The organism is Moraxella canis (assembly GCF_002014965.1).
Taxonomy (GTDB): Bacteria; Pseudomonadota; Gammaproteobacteria; order Pseudomonadales; family Moraxellaceae; genus Moraxella; species Moraxella canis.
The window spans coordinates 53434-71657 of sequence record NZ_MUXT01000001.1; the positions used below are offsets into that span (position 1 = coordinate 53434).

Below are 18224 nucleotides of genomic sequence, written 5' to 3' on the forward strand. Positions count from 1 at the left end.
TGACGGAAATCCCTATGCAGTTGCCTGATCATCTCATCCAGCTACTCACTCAATATCTGACCGAACGCACCCATCAGCCCATCAGCATCGATCCGTCTATCCTGGCTTATCGCTGGGTGGGCGGTATGCTTGGCAAGCTTGAGCCGATTGAAGTCAGTTTTGGAGGTGGCTTGGAGGATTTGCTTGGTATCGATACCCAAAAAAATAAACTCATCAATAATACTGAGCAGTTTCTTGCTCGCCTGCCAGCGAATCATGTGCTGATGACAGGCACTCGCGGTGCTGGCAAATCATCGCTGGTGCGTGCACTACTTAAGGCATATCACCCTCAAAGGCTGCGCGTCATCGAAGTTGCCAGAGATGATTTACTGCATCTAGATAAAATCCGCAAAGCCATCAAAGCCTCTGCAGATCACGGTAATCAGAATCGTTATATCATTTATTGTGATGACTTGGCATTCAATGCTCAGGATGAAAATTATCGCACCCTAAAATCAATTTTAGATGGTGCACTTGACAGTGAGCACAGTCAGCTACTCGTCTATGCGACCAGTAATCGCCGCCATCTCTTGCCACAGATGATGAAAGATAATGTCAATATCTATAATGGGCAAACCGATGAAGTCAATCCCTATGAAGCCATTGATGAGACAGTATCTTTGTCCGATCGTTTTGGGCTGTGGCTATCATTTCAGCCGATGAATCAGCCTTTATATTTACAAATCGTCGAGCACGAACTTAAAAAAGCCAATCTGCCCTTCGATGCACAGGCGCAAAGCCAAGCGCTTCAGTGGGCAGGCACGCGCGGCGGTCGCTCTGGTCGTATCGCCTATCAGTTTGCTCAGCATTGGATTGGTCAAACTCGCCTCGCCCAAAGCCCTTAGCCGATTGATCTATCCCACTGATAAGCCTACATCTTCAAGCCATCAGGTGCGCCATGTACACTCATGATGCCTTCTTTGGTGATGGATACCGTCATCAGATCCTCAGCCAAGATGAGTCTGCCGCCATACACTGATTCAGTTTCGGCGCGGATATGTCCCATATTTGGCTTGGGGCTGTCAGGATCATCAAAATTTAAAAATCTGGCGCTAAAATGCGTCAAAATCAAATTTGGCACCTGCATCTCATCTGCAAAGCTGCCTACCGCCTGTGCGCTACTGTGCTGCGGATCAAAAACCCCTTTGGCTAAAATCTTATCCATCACCGCCTGCGTATAGGTCGCCTCATGAATTAATAAGCTTGCGTCTTTGACCGCATCTGTCAGGCGTGTGGGTGCGTCATTATCGCCTGCGATGACGATTTTTTGGGTGATGGTCGATCGATGAAGATAATCAGATGGGTAAATGGTTTGGTTTTGGGTGCAGATTTTGGGCTCGCCGCTTTTTAGAATGCGTCGCCAATATGAGCGGTCAATGCCATCTTGGGTGAGTCGCTCGGTATTGAGCTGTAATTTATCAAGCTGTTGGGTGATGGCAAATCCATAGCAGTCAATGCGGTGACTCATCGGATAAATCGCCACATCCGCACGCCACTGCTCGCCCATCTCAAGTCGCACGCCCTGCGATAACACCGCCTCAATCTCGATCATCTCAAGAGCGTAGCTAAGATTCATCTGAGTCAGCGCCTGCCCTGCCCGCACAAACGCCAGCACCGACGCTGGCGCAATCAGCTTAAGCGACTCTTTTCGTCCATGCATCGCAAGACTTGACAATAAGCCAAGCAAGCCATAGCAATGGTCGCCATGTGCATGCGTGATAAAAATCGCCCTAAGCATCGACGGCTTATGATGCGTATACAGCAAGCGATGCTGCGTGCCCTCACCACAATCAATGAGTATCCAAGGCGTTGATTTGCCTGCTTTGGGCTGCTCACCTAGTAAAGATACTGCAAGCCCTGAGACATTGCGTGATTTGGTGGGTACACCGCTTGATGTGCCCAAAAAAGTCAGCTCAAACATATCTACTGCCCCACCGTTGCCTATCAAGATGTAAAGGGGTTGATTATAGCAGGTTTTGGTAAGGCTGTGAGCTTTGATAAGGCGTGGTGAGGATTGTATTAAAGGCGATTTTATTAAAGACGACTTGCAACTTTACCAGTTTTGATATGCACAGGTATAAATTGATCGCTAAACCCTTCTGATGGATAAAAATCAATACACAGCTTATAATTTGGATGGGCAGAGTCTCCGCCAACATACATCCAGCCATATGGCGACAAACTGGTATCATCACCCTGAGTACAGACGCGATTACTATTTTTATTAAAGGCTATCTTGTCTGCCTGATTATCATTTAACAAATTTTGAATCGCATAAGGCATTACAAAAACTTGTTTTTTAACTGAATCGTTTGCAACAAAACTGGTGTTATACATCTTGGCTAAGACATATTTATTCGCAAAATTGATATCTTTGGTGCCAAATTTTTTATAAGTAGATGCCGCTTTGTGATTACAAAAATCCCCATTCAAATCTTCTTTAACATTATCCTTACCTTCAATTTCTGCTGGTTTGCAGATATCCACAGAATAGCCCTGGAGTTTACCACTATTAGCGTGTGCAACCATTGAAATAGCAGCGCCAAATACACCTACACACGCTGTCAACTAAATCGATTTCATTCTCCCTCCATCGTCGCTCAAGATAACAATTGATGCCTATTAACAGGTAATGCATTGTCAAATATAAACATCATGAGCTTATCATGACAACCACTGCCTCCTCGCATTCTTGGATGCGCCCATTAATTATTAAAATTTAAAATTATTATAACAAAAGTGTTATGGCTAAAACATATCCACACAGCAATTTTTGCCCTCTCATTGTTTGATAAAGATAAGCACAAATAGCTTAATCAGATGGATTTTTTATATTTCTAAAAGTCAGGTTTATCCGACTGCTTAGCATCTTTTTTTGCTTAGGGACGCTGTGCTGCCAGTGGTGCTGCAGCCCACCTGCCATCACCAAAATACTACCGTGGTGCAGTGGTAGCTCAAGCTTGACGGCGTGATCATCACATAAGCGCAGTAAAAACCGCCGAGATTCACCAAAGTTCACCGAAGCAATCAAGGGGTTATCACCCAGTTCTTTTTCGTCATCTTGATGCCAGCTGATATGATCCTCACCAGAGCGGTACCAGTTGAGCAGTACGCTATTAAATCGTCTTTTACATATCTTAGCCAATTCATCATTGAGCATGAGCAGTCGCTCTGTCCATGGATTTGGATTTAGGGTGATCCCAGAGTAAGTATAGGGACAGTCATTATCGCCATACCATGCCGAGATGCGTGGCAGCTTGTGCGTTTTACCATACATCTTGATCGTGTCTTGGCGCCAATGAATGTTGGTAAACTGCACGGTGTCCATATCGGTATCGTGCCAGTCGTGCGCACGGTGATTGATCGGCTGACCATCACGATGACTTGCCAACAAATAATCCAAATACGCATCCGCTGTCTGCTCATCAAAATAATGCGGCGCATAGTACAGCCTGCCATAAGGAACAGCGATAACAATGCCTTTGCCGTCCTCGTGACGATGAGCGTCAAACTGCGTATCCATAAACTTGCCTTGACAAATCAAAGCATCCAAATCAGGCGCAGTATCAAAAAGTTGCATGAATAATCACCCATAGGGTAGCAAACGGATAAATTTATCAATTATATAATAAAAAGAAATAAGCCATAACTGACCGTTATGGCTTATTTTGTTTGAGCAGTTTATATCATCATAACTGCCGATTTTTTATTATTTGGCTGAATCGAAGCGCTTTTGAGCTTCATCCCAGTTTACCACTTCCCAGAACGCTTTGATATAGTCTGGGCGTTTGTTTTGGTATTTTAGGTAGTAGGCATGTTCCCACACATCCAAACCAATGATTGGGAAGCCTTTGCAGCCTGCGACCGCTTCACCCATCAATGGGCTGTCTTGGTTAGCAGTAGAAACGACTTTTAGTGAACCTTCATCCAATACTAGCCATGCCCAACCAGAACCAAAACGGCTTGCCGCTGCTTTTTCAAATTGACGCTGAAATTCTTCAACAGAACCAAAGTCTTGCATGATCGCATCTTTTAGCGAACCGCCAAGCTCAGTGCCAGTTTTTAGGATTGTCCAAAATAGGCTGTGGTTAGCGTGTCCGCCCACATTGTTTCTTACGCCTGTTCTTTTTTCTTCAGGGATTTGGTCAAGATTTGCGATCACTTCTTCGGCTGACTTGTCTGCCCACTCAGTGCCTTCTAGCAAATCATTAGAATTATTAACATAGGTTTGATGGTGGCGTGAATGGTGAATTTCCATAGTTTCTTTATCAAAATGTGGCTCTAATGCGTCGTAGCTGTAGCCTAGCTCTGGTAGAGTAAATGCCATTGCGATTTTCCTTCTTTTGTGGATTATAAATGTCAATATAATAGGACAACTCAAAAATCATCGTCCACTATCACTATAAAGCCATCACTGGATAAATTCAAGCAAATTTACAAATTTCACAGTAATTTCATAATCGAGCAAGTTTTGGTCAAGTCACCCTTGTTTGCTGTGATTAGCCATCAAAGAATTTTCAGCTTTTGGCAGCAAAATTCCCAAACTCACCCAAAAACTGCTAAAATACCAACACACTCTCCACACTCACTATCAAGCCCACGCTATGACACACATTCAAACACTGGTCAATCAAATCCATCATTATTATCGCCTGCCGCACCACACAGACACCAAGCTATCGGCTGCCTTAGATGACATTCAAGCATGGCAACGCGATCGCATTCATCGCGCCAATGCGCCTTTGTTTGATCATCCAAAAACCGCACCGCTTGCCCATTATTTGATCGACCGCATCTATAATCATGCGACATTTGACACCATCGCCGAGCAGCTATTAACCGCAGGTAACAATGCCCTAAACGGCTCAGGCAAATTAGAAAAACTTGTACCAAAAAATGCGCTGTCGGCAGGCTTGGTCAGCGTGTCGGCTGCCATCACTGCCATGGAGCTAGACCTTGAGCTTGCCAAGGCTTATCTTGAGCACTTTGATGGGCAGCCTTTGGATGATGAGCTGATGGGCGCACTGTATCGCAAAGTCGATGCCAAAGATGCCAGAGTTGCCCAAATTGCTGAAGTTGGACAAGTGTGCCACACCTGTTATCAAAGCTTTAATTCTTATTTTTTGTATAAAGCCTTTAAGCTTGCCAAATCCACCGCCTACAATAACGGCTACCAAGCACTATATGACTTTATTCATGATGGCTTAAGCGCCATTCAAGCCATTGATAAAATTGAGCATTTTAGTACGCCATTCATCGAAACCGAAACCCAAATTATCGAAAAAATTCACGCCCAAATGCCGATTTTTGATTAGGTTTTATTGATTAATTATTCATATAATTAAGACATTGAGCGGATAAATTGGGTAAAAATTTGGTAAAATTTACCCAAAAATCCCTAAAAATGGTGTATTATTAACCATTGCATTGACATATTTTTGAAAATTATTTGAGCGGATCAGCATGACAACCAATAGCCAAAACGACCAATTCACCAACCCAAACATCCTACCCACTGGCACCCCACAAGGTCAAAGTGAGCTACAACGCCCCCAAGGCGAAACGCCAGTCGATGACGAGACCACACATTTTGGCTACCAAACAGTGCGCAAATCAGAAAAACAAGCCAAGGTTGCTGAAGTTTTTACTTCGGTTGCGCGCAAATATGATGTGATGAATGACTTGATGAGCTTTGGTATTCATCGCTTATGGAAGCGCTATGCCATCAGCTTGACAGGCGTTAGAAGTGGTCAAAGCGTTCTTGATATCGCAGGGGGCACAGGCGATTTGGCGAAGGTATTTAGCCGCGAAGTGGGACGCTCTGGGCGCGTGGTGCTCTCTGATATTAATGAAGCGATGCTTGAAGTGGGGCGTACTCGCTTGATCAATGCAGGCTGCAATAATGTGGATTTTGTACTAGCCAATGCTGAGACGCTTGAGCCTTTTGAAGATAACTCATTTGATTTGGTGACGATCAGCTTTGGTCTGCGTAATGTTACGGATAAAGATAAGGCACTGGCTGCCATGCACCGTGTCCTAAAGCCAGGTGGTCGTTTGCTTGTGCTTGAGTTTTCAAAGCCTGTGTTTGAGCCACTGTCCAAGGCTTACGATTTGTATTCATTCACCGCTCTGCCGATCATGGGTAAAATTGTCGCCAATGATGCCGAAAGCTATCAATATCTTGCTGAGTCGATTCGCATGCATCCTGATCAAAAAACTCTCAAGCAGATGATGGAAAATGCCGGCTTTGTCAATTGTGATTATCATAACTTAACAGGCGGAATTGTCGCTGTCCATCGCGGATTTAAGGCGCGTTCATGAATATGATTGGTGTGCTGTCGCTTGCGATGGGCGAAAAACTGATTAATACAGCCATCAGCTCAGATCCATCGGTGAAATCTGATCTCAAAAACTTATCAGGCAAGACCCTGCGTGTGATCATGCGGTCGCCAAGCTTGTCAATTGATATACTGTTTGGTGATGAGCGGGTGCGTTTTGAGCCTGTTTTAGAGCAGATTTTTGAGCCGCAAGGCAGCGCACCTACTTTGCCTGATTGCACTTTGAGTGTGGATAATCCAAGCCATCTGATCTCACTGATCAAGCATCCGATGGGCAATATCCCTGTACGCGGTGATCATCACGTGTTGATGCATGCCAAAACGATGTTTGAGCAATTTCATCCTGATTTTTGTATGCAGATTGAAGGACTGATCGGACCTGACGCTACCAGTCATTTATATCTCTTAGGTAAAGAAATTACGCCCCTGTTTTCGCCTGCGGTGCAGATGGTCAAAAACTCGTTGGAGCACCTAATCACAGGTGCCGCCAATCATGATTTGATCGATCAAGACATTCACCACAAAAAACAAGAGCTGTTACGTCTTCAAAGTGAGATTGAGCGCAATCAAGCCAAATTAGAAGAAATTCAAAACGCCCTTAAGCAAAATCACTCAAAAAACCCTTAATTGACCACTGATATGCTCATCACTCACCGTAAACGCCTGTTGTCGTTATACCGCATCGCAGCCAAACATCGTCTGGATACGCATTTTGCCGATGTGCCAGAATTTGCTCCCATCGCTCGTCTGCTTCGCGCGCATCCTGCCAGCTTCGGTCGCTCGCATCAGCCTTTGGGTGTCAAGCTTGCTCTTGAAGAAATGGGAACGCTGTTTTTAAAGCTTGGTCAGCTGTTATCCACCCGCTCGGATCTCTTACCGCCGCAGATCATCGCGCAGCTGTCCTTACTCCAAGATAAGGTCGCCCCATTCGACGCCAAGACAGCCATTACTGCCATTGAAGATGCCAAGCATGGATTAGGTCGTCCGATTGGTGAGCTGTTTGCACGTTTTGATGAGATTCCTTTGGCGGCAGCCAGTGTTGCACAGGTGCACACCGCCGCATTACATGATGGGCGCGAAGTGGTCGTCAAGGTTGTGCGTCCCAACATCAAAGAAGGCATCATTTCAGATTTTGAGCTGCTGCGTCAAATGGCAGCATGGGCATCTGCCCGCCTTGAGGCAGCACGCGCTGTTTATCTGATCGACGTGGTCGAGGATTATCGCCAAATTATGCTCAATGAGCTAGATTTGACGCTTGAAGCCGCTAACAGTACCAAGATGCGTGATAATTTTACTGGCTCTCGGCTGATCTATGTGCCCGAGGTGTACGCAGCCGCTAAGCAAGTGATGGTATCTGAGCGTGTCTTTGGCGTGCCGATCTCACAGACTGACTTATTTGACGCTCTAGGCTATGACCGCGCCGTGCTCGCCGAAAAAGGCTTGACGATATTTTTTACCCAAGTATTTCGTGATAACTTTTTTCATGCAGACATGCACCCAGGCAATATCTTTGTTGAGACCATGCCTGATGGAAGCGCTGTCGCCGCGCCGCGCTACATCGGTCTGGACTGCGCCATCATGGGTGAGCTATCCAAGGAAGATCAGCTCATCGTCGCACGCATGCTATTATCGGTGATGAATGGTAATTACACAGCACTCGTTGATATCATCTCACAGGCAGGCTGGATCCCACCATCAGCAGATAAACACGCCCTAATCCGCGATATGAGCCGCACAGTCTCACCGATGGTGCTAAAGCCGATTGATGAAATTGACTTTGCAGGCGTGCTGTTTGAGATTTTATCCATCGCGCGTCGTCATCGCATGAGCATCCCGCCGCAGCTTATGCTGCTACTGAAGACCTTAGTCCATGTTGAGGGGCTGGGACGTGAGCTATATCCTGATTTGGATATTTGGTCACTTGCCAAGCCGATCTTGACCAGCTGGGTCAAATCCCAACTCGATCCTGTCAAAAATATGCAGGACATTCAAGCCCATCTGCCTGAGATTTTATTATCGTCAACAGATTTGCCTAAGATGCTACACCAAAGCCTTCAAAGTCTAGCGACCTCAGGCGCGCATCAAGATGCCATATTACGTGAGCTGCAGTCAATCCGAGCAGATGGGCTAAATGAGCGTCGCCATGATTGGATTGCTTTGGCAGGTTTTGTGATCATGCTTGGTATGGCGTGGTGGTCAGCACTGGCCATTCACTTGTATGTGGCGCCGTTGTTTTTTGTGTTGGCGTTAGGATTTGTTTTGTGGCGCGTGCTGCTATAACCGATTGATATCAATATGAAAGGAAATTTATGAGCCAAGATCTTTGGGCGCATGTTCGCACTGTTCCAGATTTTCCAAAGGCGGGTATTGAATTTTATGACATCAGCCCCCTGCTAAATCAACACCTAAATCAACTGATTGATGCATTGATTCATGCGCTGCCAAGCGAAATACTGGCGGCTACTGAGGCATTTGTTGCGATTGAGTCTCGCGGATTTGTGCTTGCAAGCCTTTTGGCCACCCGCCTTGATAAAGGGTTGATTCTCATCAGAAAGGCAGGCAAGCTTCCTCCCCCTGTCCACCGCGAAAGCTATGGTTTGGAATATGGCAGTGATACGCTTGAAATCAGCTGCGATCTTGATGCTGCCAATGTCTTACTGGTAGATGACGTGCTTGCCACTGGCGGTACTTTGGTGGCTGCTGACAAACTATGCAAAGCGGCGGGCTTAACCACCCTTGGATCATTGGTGTTACTAGATTTGACTGAGCTACACGGTGATTTAGGTTTGGACTATTGGAGTGTTTTAAGTAAATAACCCTCCGTCAACAAAAGCCTACCAAAATCCTACCCATAAAAACTGCCTGTATGACGACACAGGCAGTTTTTAGTTCAGACTTTATCAACCCAGCCCTTTATTAGCAAATTTATTGCTTAAATTTTACAACCTGCTCGGCATTCGGGTAGTGATGATCATGCTCAACATCACATTCTTCACCCACCACAGAGCCATCTTCTTTTATAGGTCTATGAATATAGCCTGTGCGCTCAGTGACAGGCAAATATTCATGCTCCCAAACCATGACTGCCTGCATACAGGTTTGGCGCTGCGCATCGGTGAGCTTCTCACCATTCTCCCAACGACCAATCTCAATGGCGGTACGAAATTTATCAACAATTTCAGGCGTGAGACTATTAAGAATATCTTGTTTGTTCATCAGTGATTTTTCCAATTATTTATCAAGTGAAAACTCTTCACTATATAAATTCCAATGCAGTTTTGTACGGCAGGCTTCATAAAAACTATAACTGTTTGGATGTAATAATAAAAGCGTCTTATCGTGCTTAGCAATCATGAGCGTTTGACCATTATCCAGCGGCGCCGACGCCTTACCATCAGCGCCAACCATCGGCTGCGTGCGGTTGTCCTTATGAATATTAATCATAATTTGGCTGCTACCAGCAACGACAAGCGGACGGCTAGACAGCGTGTGTGGATGCATCGGCACCAGACAAATCGCGTCCAAAGTTGGGTGAATGATAGGTCCCCCTGCCGATAATGCATAGGCAGTCGAACCAGTCGGTGTCGCCACGATCAGACCATCGGCATGCTGACGATACACTTCGTTATTATTAATTTTTAGTTTAAAATCTATGGTATGTACCGACTTGCCTGCATGTAGCACAATGTCATTGAGCGCCACATCTTCATGAATGATTTGATCGGTAGGATTGCCATTAATGTCATTTTGAACAATTTTAAACTTAATTAAAAAGCGTTCAACAAGCCAATACTGCCCATCAAGCACTTGGATGACTTTTTCGGTCAGCTCATCAGGATTGACATCTGCCAAAAATCCCAATCTACCACGATTAATCCCCAAAACTGGCACATCTGTACCTGCCATCACAGATGCAGCCTGAAGCATTGAGCCATCACCGCCCACCACGATGACCAAATCGCAGTGCTCGCCCATTTTTTGGCGCGGCACAATCTTAAGAGTCACCCCGTCAATTTGATCAAAGTCAATCAACATACCATCAATCGCCGCCGTCTCTGTATCGATGATGATCGATAGCTGGCGGCTCTGTAGCAGATTGATGAGCTCATTTAAGGTCTCTACAATACTGGCTTTACCTGCACGCCCCATGACGCCGATGCGCTGAAATGGTGGGCGTTTTGGGTGATTGTTGATAAAATTTGACATGGCTTAGTTTGATCACAAATAATGCGTATCATACCAAAAAAACGCCTATAAGCACAACAAACGAGCCAAGCTTTGCGATTAATTTTTTTATACACAAAGTAGTGTGTGATTAACTTGACAAATTTACTTGGTTTTAAGATAATCGGTGCTAGGTTTATATTTTGATTAATTTTAAGGAATGACTATGGCTAATCCAATCGTCAGCCGCACGACGCTCATGACTGGCGCCGTCGCCATGAGTGTGCGCGGTGTTGTGGCTAAGACGGCATTTTTGCTGAGCTTGGCAGCTGTTTCAGGATTTGGCGTATTTTTCTATGCGCTATCCATCAATTTATCGTCATCGCTATTATATGGCATGGCATTGGTTTCACTATTTGCTGGCATGGGTTTGGGATTGGCAAGCGCCATGAAGCCACACCTTGCCAAATCTCTTGCCATACCATACGCACTGATTGAAGGGGTGCTGCTTGGTGCCTTTAGTCTGATTATGTATCGCTACTACCCTACGGTGCCGCTATCGGCGCTGTCAGCGACATTCATCACCGCTGCCGTCATGCTAACCCTTTATGTGACAGGTGTAATCAAAGTCACCGAAAAATTCCGCTCTATGATTATGTCTGCGATGATTGCGATCGGTATTTTGTATTTGGTGCAATTAGGCTTTCGTTTATTTGGCTCAAGTCTGCCGTTTTTATTTGACGGTGGTATGATTGCCATTGGGTTTAGTATTTTTGTGATTTTTATTGCGTCGTTTAGCTTATTGCTTGATTTTGATAATGTCGAAAAAGGCACGGCTTTCGGCGTCGCGCGTGAATATGAGTGGGTGTACAGCATCGGTATTTTATCGACATTGGTTTGGATGTACATCGAATTTTTGCGTTTGATTGGTTATTTACAAGGCGACTAATCATCGCATCAAAAAACCCGCTATTGATTAGCGGGTTTTTTATCGACTGTCATGAATTAAAAAGTTAATAACCCAAACCCATGATCGGCACAACCAAATCTTCTTCATCGGACAGATGTCGATACAGCCATTGACCGCTGTCAGCCATTGCTTTGGCAAGTTTTTCAGCCAACGCCATATCCGCCGCTTCAGCTTGCCGAAGCTTAGCGATCAAAGCACGGATATCATGTATCTGCGCATCGATCGTGTGATGATCATTATCCAAAATGGCAAATCCGCGCGCAAGCTTGGGATGATTTTTGCGCATTCTTGGGAAGATGTGCAAATCTTCTCGTTCGTGGTGCCCTGTCAGATTTTGGTATTGGGTACTGGTTTCACGCAGTAGCCGCTGCTTGTAGCGATCCCACTGCATTCGCCCTTCCAAAAATTCAGTATTGATATAATTAAGCTCTTTTTGACCACGCCTGAGACTAAAATGCCCACCAAGCCAACTTGAAGCAGGATGATGACTGGGCAATTGATCCCATGTCTCAGGCGGCATCAGCTCATGTAGGTACAAAAGTTCGCTGTCAAGCAAGCTCTGTTTATGAGCAGGCATAAATTGGGTCATCATCTTCTCCTAAATTGGTGCGGCAATGGGGCTTGCGGATTAATTGACCAATGCACTGTGTTTTTGGGCATCGCGAAGCTTGGTTGGGGTTATGTCATTGCCTGCTTCATCCAGTAGCGTCACTGTGCTCAGTGAGTTTAGCACTTGACCGCGGATTTGTGCCAAATAACGCTGTCTTAGCTCATCGCGTTCACTCAGCTCATCTTGGGTTAAGCCAGTGGTTTTTGCGATACGCGCCAATTCATTGATACGATCAAGTTCTACAATCCGCATTATTTTCTCCTAATTACTGCCTTTGTTCAGATTTTACTAGGCATTGTATTGATATAAGTGTATTATAAGGTGTACATAGTATTTTACAAGTACGCACATTTTTTATACTAAAAATTATTTAATAAATAATTAAATTATGATAAAAGAAACGAATTATGAGACTTGCTGCCCTGTGGTGACCACCCTAGACATCATCGGCGGCAAATGGAAAGTGCTGATTTTATATCATCTTAGCCAAGAGACGCGCCGATTTAATGAGCTTCAGCGTAGGCTTGGGGCTGTCACCCAACGGATGCTGACTTTACAGCTCAGAGAGCTTGAGCGTGATGGCATCGTACACCGAGAAGTGTACAATCAAGTACCGCCTAAGGTTGAGTACTCATTGACTGACTTTGGGCGCACACTACTGCCAGTCATCGAAGCGATGCACGACTGGGGGCAAACTTATGCCAAGGCATCTTGGATGCACCAAACAGCCGAAACATAAAACCTGCGCTCATCAAGGCGCAGGTTGAGTTGAGGGCTATATTCAGGCGTTAGTATTAAGCGGTTTTGATGCGCATGGCATTTAGGACCACTGCAAGGCTTGATAATGACATCCCAATCGCCGCAAGCCAAGGCGGTACATAGCCAAGCGCCGCTGGCAAGAGCACCGACGTATTATAAATCAGCGCCCATCTTAAGTTTTGGCGAATAATGGCTTGGGTTTTGGTGGAGACCTGCATGGCTCTAGGGATGGCTAATAGCCGACCGCCAAGCAGCACGCTATCACTTGAGACTTGCGCCAAATCTGCCGCCCCTGCGATGGCGGTCGAGACATTGGCAGCTGCCAAAACGGGCGCATCATTGATCCCATCGCCCACCATAAGCACGATCTTACCTTCGTTCTGCAGGCGCTTGATATGGGATACTTTATCCTCAGGCGTCAAGCCATAATGCGCCTCATCAATACCAAGCTCGCCTGCTACCTTGAGCGCATTTGGGTTGGGATCGCCGGTGAGCATGAGCGGTGTGATGCCCGCTGATTTGATTTGCTCAATCATCTGATAGGCGTCTGCACGGATCGAATCATTAAAATAAAATCGCGCCACCAGTTGCCAAGCACCATCTTGCCAAGCTGATAACAGCACCGACATATTGGCTTGATATTCTTCCAGATTTTCTTGAAATTGACCATAATCAAAGTCAGGATGGCTACTTGCTTGATCAGTCACAAAGCTGCCATGCCCAATGCGATAACGCACACCATCACAGACCGCCTCGATGCCGCCAGCGATATGATGACTAATCTCTTCGGTTTTTGGTAAATGAAGTCCATGCGCCGCAGTTAGCAGCGCCTTAGCGACAGGATGGCGGCTGCCGATCTCCAGTGCCGCTGCCAATGCCAGCACCTGTGCTTTGGGACGCTCAGAAATCACCGCCAATAAATTTGCTTGTCCAACAGTCAGCGTCCCTGTTTTATCAAATGCCACGTGCGTAACATCTGCCAAGGTCTGCACTGTATGTCCACGCGTCGATAAAAAACCAAAACTTGCCAAACGATTGGTCGCCACCGTCAGCGCAATCGGTGTGGCGAGCGACAGCGCACAGGGACAAGTTGCCACCAATACCGCCACTGTCGCCCATAAAGCTTCGGTTTTATCAATAAAATACCAAACCGCAAACACCAACAAAGACAGTACCAACACGCGTGCCACAAACCAGCGCGCCATCCGATCAGCATCCTGGGCGATTTTGGGTTTTTCGCTCATGGCACGATTCATCAGCCGATCAATGAGCGCAATTTGACTATTATCCACATCACTTGTAACCAGCATGAGTAAAGGCTGGCTGTCGTTTTGTGAGCCGCCCACCAATGTCTCACCGCACGATTTGACGATCAAATCACTTTCACCAGTTAATAAACTTTGTGAAACGGTTGCCGCCTCTGATAACAGTATGCCATCGGCGACGATCTGAGAGCCAGGCTCAATCCAGATGACATCACCAACTTTGACGCTTTGAGCCAAGATTTTATCATCGCTTGGATCTTGAGAAGATGACGAAGTATCGCTTTGGCTTGACTTAGCCAGCCAAGTGGTGATCTTAGATGAGCTTAGCTGTCCATCCACTGATGCCTGAACCAAATCAGGCGCTTCATCAACTTTGGTCACCAGTATCGGCTCAATCACCACCAAGTCTGATGCCATATTTGACGCTTTTAGGCGCGCGTTTTGCTCAATGTATCGCCCTGCCAACAAAAAGAAAATGAACATGGAGACCGAATCAAAATAAGTCTCTCCAGCACCAATAATGGTCGCGTATAAACTGGCGAAAAATGTCAAGATCAAGGCGATCGATACTGGCACATCCATGTTAATTTGCCGAGCACGCAGCGCATTATATGCCGACACAAAAAACGGCACGCCTGAATAAAAAAACACAGGAATACTCACAAACAGCGACACATAACGCAAAAAATCCCGATGCTCAACCAACATCCCACTATAAGCACCAAAATAGATGCCAATCGAAAACATCATCGCCTGCATCGCACCGAGCGCAGCCACGCCAAGCCGTATAAGCATTTGTTTGTTTTGCCGCTTGAGCATGGCTTCGTGAGTATCTTGGCGATATGGCTTGGCATCATAGCCCACCGAATGCACCGCTTTTAGGATATCACCGATTGGCAAAATGCTGTCATCCCAATTCACCCGCATTCGCTGCTGTGTTAAATTCACCTGACAATCTTTGACGCCCTGAAGCGATCTGAGACGCGTTTCAATCAGCCAAGTACATGCCGAGCATTTTAGATTACTGACCGAAAGCTCTGCGGTGCTGCCGCCATTTTCAGCATACACAAACTGCCCTTTGATGTCTTCATGGTTATAAGCCTCAAAATTCATCGCCTCAGGCAGGCTTGCCGTCGGGCTGATCTCGCGGCGGTCAAGGTAATACTGCGACAATCCCGACTCAACGATGCTTTGTGCTGCCAACTGACAGCCAAGGCAGCACATCGCTCGCGGCTTATCAAATACTGGCGTAAAAAAAGGCTCTTTTGGCAAAACTTCCCCGCAATGAAAGCAGCTACCTTCAGGCGGCAGGATGAGGCTTTGTTCGATGACATCAAACTCAGCAGAGGAAGAAGATGGGGAATCAGGCAAAATATCAGATTGGCTCATATTCAGGCATAAAAGACAAGACAATTGATCATTATACCACATTCCAAAACGACTCAGACGACTGCAGACCATCAGATTTTGGCAACACTATTACGGCTGTAGAAACAAACAAAGTAAGCGCACACAGTTGTGTATAAATATTTGTAAAATTTCAGCAGTTTATCTAAAATAGCGCTACGTTTCGCCTTGAAAAATCATAAAAATTAGGCGATAGTATAACCTTTTCGTTTTGGGGTTTTTGTTGTGTCCAAATCATCGCCTTGCCCTAATCATCGCCAGTCAGGTTTTGTTGCCACAGGTCTTTTGCTGATTATCATACTTGTCATGATCGCAGCGTTTGTGGTGTATGCCATGTATCTGAATACAGCGGTGGTCAGCAAATTTGAAAAGCGCAAATGGGATATTCCAGCCACACTTTATTCACGCCCCCTAAATCTACATCAAGGCGCTAATTTATCAGCATCAGAGCTTGAATCTTGGCTAAAGCTGCTCAGATATAGTAGCGGCAGCACCGATCAAACTGGACGCTATCAAAAAAATGGTCAAACTTACACCATTTATACGCGCGGTTTTAATTATGGTGACACCGACAAAGACCCAAAACAGCTGATTGAGGTTCGCTTTGAAAACAGCACCATCAAAAGCCTAAAAAGCACTGTCCCAAACCCCCATGGCATATTACGCCTAGAGCCCATCAAAATCGGTAGCATCTATCCTGATAATAATGAAGATCGCCTTCTCATCACCGCCGATCAAATGCCCAAACCGCTCATTGATGCTCTGATCGCAACTGAAGATCGTGCGTTTTATCGGCATTATGGCATCTCGGTGCGTGGGATTACGCGTGCATTGATTGCCAATTTATCAGGCGGTCAAGTGCAGCAAGGCGGCTCAACCATCACCCAGCAGCTGATTAAGAATTTTTATCTAAATTCTGAGCGCACATTTAAGCGTAAAGCCAATGAAGCTTTGATGGCGCTGTTACTTGAGCTGCATTACGATAAAGACGAAATTTTATTGGCTTACATGAATGAGATCAATCTGGGTCAAAATGGCAATCAGTCGATCAATGGCTTTGCGATCGCCTCGCAATTTTATTTTGATAAGCCGCTTGGTGAGCTGTCACTGGATCAATATGCGTTATTGGTTGGGTTGGCGCGCGGACCAAGTCACTACAATCCGCGTAAAAATCCTGAGCGTGCGCTAGATCGCCGAAATACGGTGCTCAATAATATGCTTGTCACTGGCAAAATTGATGAAGCCACTTATCAAAAAGCCATAGAGCAGCCCCTGGGTGTGGTCAAAAGTCCCGCCATCGCCAAACCGCAATTTCCAGATTTTTTTGATGCAGTGCAGCGCGAGCTAAAAACTCATTATCGCCAAGAAGACTTGCAAAATCGTGGTCTGCGCATCATCTCGACACTAGACCCCTTAGCTCAGCAGGCTGCCAATACCGCAATGGCGAATAAACTTGGCGAGCTTAGAAAAAAAGGCAGCCGCACGCGCGACCTACAAGGTGCCTTGGTGAGCGCTCACCCAGCGACAGGTGAGCTGGTGGCGTTGGTGGGTTCTGGCAGTGAGTTTACAGGCTTTAACCGCGCCATCGATGCCAAAAGACAAGTCGGCTCCTTGCTAAAGCCTGTCATATACCTGACCGCCTTTCAGTCAGGCAAATATAATCTCACCACCCCAGTGAACGACAATCAAGTCACCTACACCGTCGGCGGTCGCTCGTGGACGCCAAAAAATTACGGCGGCAACTCACATGGCAGCGTGCCACTACTCACCGCATTAGCAAATTCATACAACCAAGCTGCGGTGAATGTCGGCATTGAGCTTGGTATGAATGCCTTTAAGGCGCAGATGGGTAATTTGTCCATCACCGCTGACATTCCGCCCTATCCGTCAGTCATGCTGGGGGCGATTGACCTATCGCCCATGCAGATGCTTGGCATGTATCAGATTTTTGCCAATGGCGGGGCTTATACACCCATTCACACCATCCGCACCGTGATGGATGATAAAGGGCGTATCTTGCAGCGCTCGCAGCCAAATCATCAATTCCGTGCGCCGCCCCAAGCCGTCTATCTGCTCAATCGCGGATTACAAGAAGTCATCAAATCAGGCACCGCTAAAGCTGCTAACAGCATCAACGGTCAGCTGGGCTTGGCAGGCAAAACAGGCACAACCAATGATAATCGTGATGCTTGGTTTGCAGGTTATAGCGGCAACTATGTCAGCGTGGTTTGGGTGGGTCGTGATGATAATAAGCCCATTGGTCTGACAGGTGGCACAGGTGCCCTGCCGATCTGGACGGATTATATGAAGCGCCTGAATTTAACGGCTGTCAATCTGCCATTGCCCGCTGGCGTAACTTGGCAGTGGATGGATGGCAATTCAGGCTTACCCACCCTACAAGCTTGCGCGGGCGCAAAATGGTTGCCGGTGATTGATCTGTATCGCCCCCATCAGATGAGCGCGTGCGCCGCCGAAGTTCAATATCAAAACCAAAGATATCAGCAGATGCTTGAATATGGCTCACAAGGCATCGCCGACACAGGAGATATCTATATCGAAGATGCGCCCATTTATGATGAGCCTGCCGAAGATAGTGATAATCCTTGGTGGTGAACATAAGTTAAGATAAATGCCATTAAAATCTGTTTGATTTTAATGGCATAAATTAAATT

Annotated in this window: 18 protein-coding genes; 9 read left to right on the forward strand and 9 right to left on the reverse strand. The window is 46.1% G+C overall.

The window, feature by feature from the left end:
* Positions 1-14: 14 nt before the first annotated feature.
* Positions 15-884 (forward strand): ATP-binding protein, encoded by an 870-nt coding sequence (locus tag B0180_RS00215; protein WP_078255134.1) that lies wholly within the window; start codon positions 15-17, stop codon positions 882-884.
* A 26-nt stretch (positions 885-910) separates the two neighbouring features.
* On the opposite strand, the gene B0180_RS00220 is transcribed toward B0180_RS00215, so the two are convergent.
* The 4 genes from B0180_RS00220 to B0180_RS00235 all read right to left on the reverse strand — a co-directional run bounded on the left by B0180_RS00220 (position 911) and on the right by B0180_RS00235 (position 4366).
* On the reverse strand, positions 911-1960 hold the full coding sequence (locus tag B0180_RS00220; protein ID WP_078255135.1) for a ribonuclease Z: 1050 nt from the start codon (positions 1958-1960) through the stop codon (positions 911-913).
* A 113-nt stretch (positions 1961-2073) separates the two neighbouring features.
* The gene (locus tag B0180_RS00225; protein WP_143821247.1) at positions 2074-2607 is read right to left on the reverse strand and encodes a hypothetical protein; all 534 of its coding nucleotides are present in this window, start codon (positions 2605-2607) and stop codon (positions 2074-2076) included.
* A gap of 244 nt (positions 2608-2851) precedes the next feature.
* Positions 2852-3619 (reverse strand): alpha-ketoglutarate-dependent dioxygenase AlkB family protein, encoded by a 768-nt coding sequence (locus B0180_RS00230; protein ID WP_078255137.1) that lies wholly within the window; start codon positions 3617-3619, stop codon positions 2852-2854.
* Between the two features lie 129 nt (positions 3620-3748).
* A complete protein-coding gene (locus tag B0180_RS00235) occupies positions 3749-4366 on the reverse strand; it encodes a Fe-Mn family superoxide dismutase (protein ID WP_078255138.1) in 618 nt (205 codons plus the stop codon).
* Positions 4367-4643: 277 nt separating this feature from the next.
* On the opposite strand from B0180_RS00235, the gene B0180_RS00240 reads away from it, so the two are divergent.
* The 5 genes from B0180_RS00240 to B0180_RS00260 all read left to right on the forward strand — a co-directional run bounded on the left by B0180_RS00240 (position 4644) and on the right by B0180_RS00260 (position 9193).
* Positions 4644-5354, forward strand: coding sequence for an FFLEELY motif protein (locus B0180_RS00240; RefSeq protein WP_078255139.1), 711 nt, complete (start codon positions 4644-4646; stop codon positions 5352-5354).
* A 148-nt stretch (positions 5355-5502) separates the two neighbouring features.
* The gene (gene ubiE, locus B0180_RS00245; RefSeq protein WP_049236218.1) at positions 5503-6360 is read left to right on the forward strand and encodes a bifunctional demethylmenaquinone methyltransferase/2-methoxy-6-polyprenyl-1,4-benzoquinol methylase UbiE; all 858 of its coding nucleotides are present in this window, start codon (positions 5503-5505) and stop codon (positions 6358-6360) included.
* The gene (locus tag B0180_RS00250) at positions 6357-7004 is read left to right on the forward strand and encodes a hypothetical protein (protein WP_233424879.1); all 648 of its coding nucleotides are present in this window, start codon (positions 6357-6359) and stop codon (positions 7002-7004) included. The genes ubiE and B0180_RS00250 overlap by 4 nt, the downstream gene beginning before the upstream one ends.
* A 12-nt stretch (positions 7005-7016) precedes the next feature.
* Positions 7017-8657 (forward strand): ABC1 kinase family protein, encoded by a 1641-nt coding sequence (locus B0180_RS00255; RefSeq protein WP_078255140.1) that lies wholly within the window; start codon positions 7017-7019, stop codon positions 8655-8657.
* A gap of 29 nt (positions 8658-8686) precedes the next feature.
* Complete coding sequence (locus B0180_RS00260; RefSeq protein ID WP_078255141.1) at positions 8687-9193, forward strand: adenine phosphoribosyltransferase; 507 nt, start codon at positions 8687-8689, stop codon at positions 9191-9193.
* Between the two features lie 109 nt (positions 9194-9302).
* Here the strand turns inward: B0180_RS00260 and B0180_RS00265 are convergent, their stop codons facing one another.
* Both B0180_RS00265 and B0180_RS00270 read right to left on the reverse strand, forming a co-directional pair.
* On the reverse strand, positions 9303-9593 hold the full coding sequence (locus B0180_RS00265) for a YeaC family protein (protein ID WP_049236223.1): 291 nt from the start codon (positions 9591-9593) through the stop codon (positions 9303-9305).
* Between the two features lie 15 nt (positions 9594-9608).
* Positions 9609-10583, reverse strand: a complete 975-nt coding sequence (locus tag B0180_RS00270; protein ID WP_049236224.1) for an NAD(+) kinase — start codon at positions 10581-10583, stop codon at positions 9609-9611.
* Between the two features lie 184 nt (positions 10584-10767).
* On the opposite strand from B0180_RS00270, the gene B0180_RS00275 reads away from it, so the two are divergent.
* Entirely contained in the window at positions 10768-11490 is a 723-nt protein-coding gene (locus B0180_RS00275) for a Bax inhibitor-1/YccA family protein (RefSeq protein ID WP_078255142.1), read from the forward strand.
* Positions 11491-11554: 64 nt separating this feature from the next.
* Here the strand turns inward: B0180_RS00275 and B0180_RS00280 are convergent, their stop codons facing one another.
* Together B0180_RS00280 and B0180_RS00285 are read right to left on the reverse strand one after the other, a co-directional pair.
* Complete coding sequence (locus tag B0180_RS00280; protein ID WP_049236228.1) at positions 11555-12100, reverse strand: hemerythrin domain-containing protein; 546 nt, start codon at positions 12098-12100, stop codon at positions 11555-11557.
* Between the two features lie 39 nt (positions 12101-12139).
* Positions 12140-12373, reverse strand: a complete 234-nt coding sequence (locus B0180_RS00285) for a DUF896 domain-containing protein (RefSeq protein WP_078255144.1) — start codon at positions 12371-12373, stop codon at positions 12140-12142.
* A 136-nt stretch (positions 12374-12509) separates the two neighbouring features.
* On the opposite strand from B0180_RS00285, the gene B0180_RS00290 reads away from it, so the two are divergent.
* Positions 12510-12860, forward strand: coding sequence for a winged helix-turn-helix transcriptional regulator (locus tag B0180_RS00290; RefSeq protein ID WP_049236230.1), 351 nt, complete (start codon positions 12510-12512; stop codon positions 12858-12860).
* A gap of 55 nt (positions 12861-12915) precedes the next feature.
* On the opposite strand, the gene B0180_RS00295 is transcribed toward B0180_RS00290, so the two are convergent.
* Complete coding sequence (locus B0180_RS00295) at positions 12916-15534, reverse strand: heavy metal translocating P-type ATPase (protein ID WP_078255145.1); 2619 nt, start codon at positions 15532-15534, stop codon at positions 12916-12918.
* Between the two features lie 243 nt (positions 15535-15777).
* Here B0180_RS00295 and mrcB point away from each other — a divergent pair, with 243 nt between their 5' ends.
* Positions 15778-18165, forward strand: a complete 2388-nt coding sequence (gene mrcB, locus B0180_RS00300) for a penicillin-binding protein 1B (RefSeq protein WP_078255146.1) — start codon at positions 15778-15780, stop codon at positions 18163-18165.
* Positions 18166-18224 lie beyond the last annotated feature (59 nt).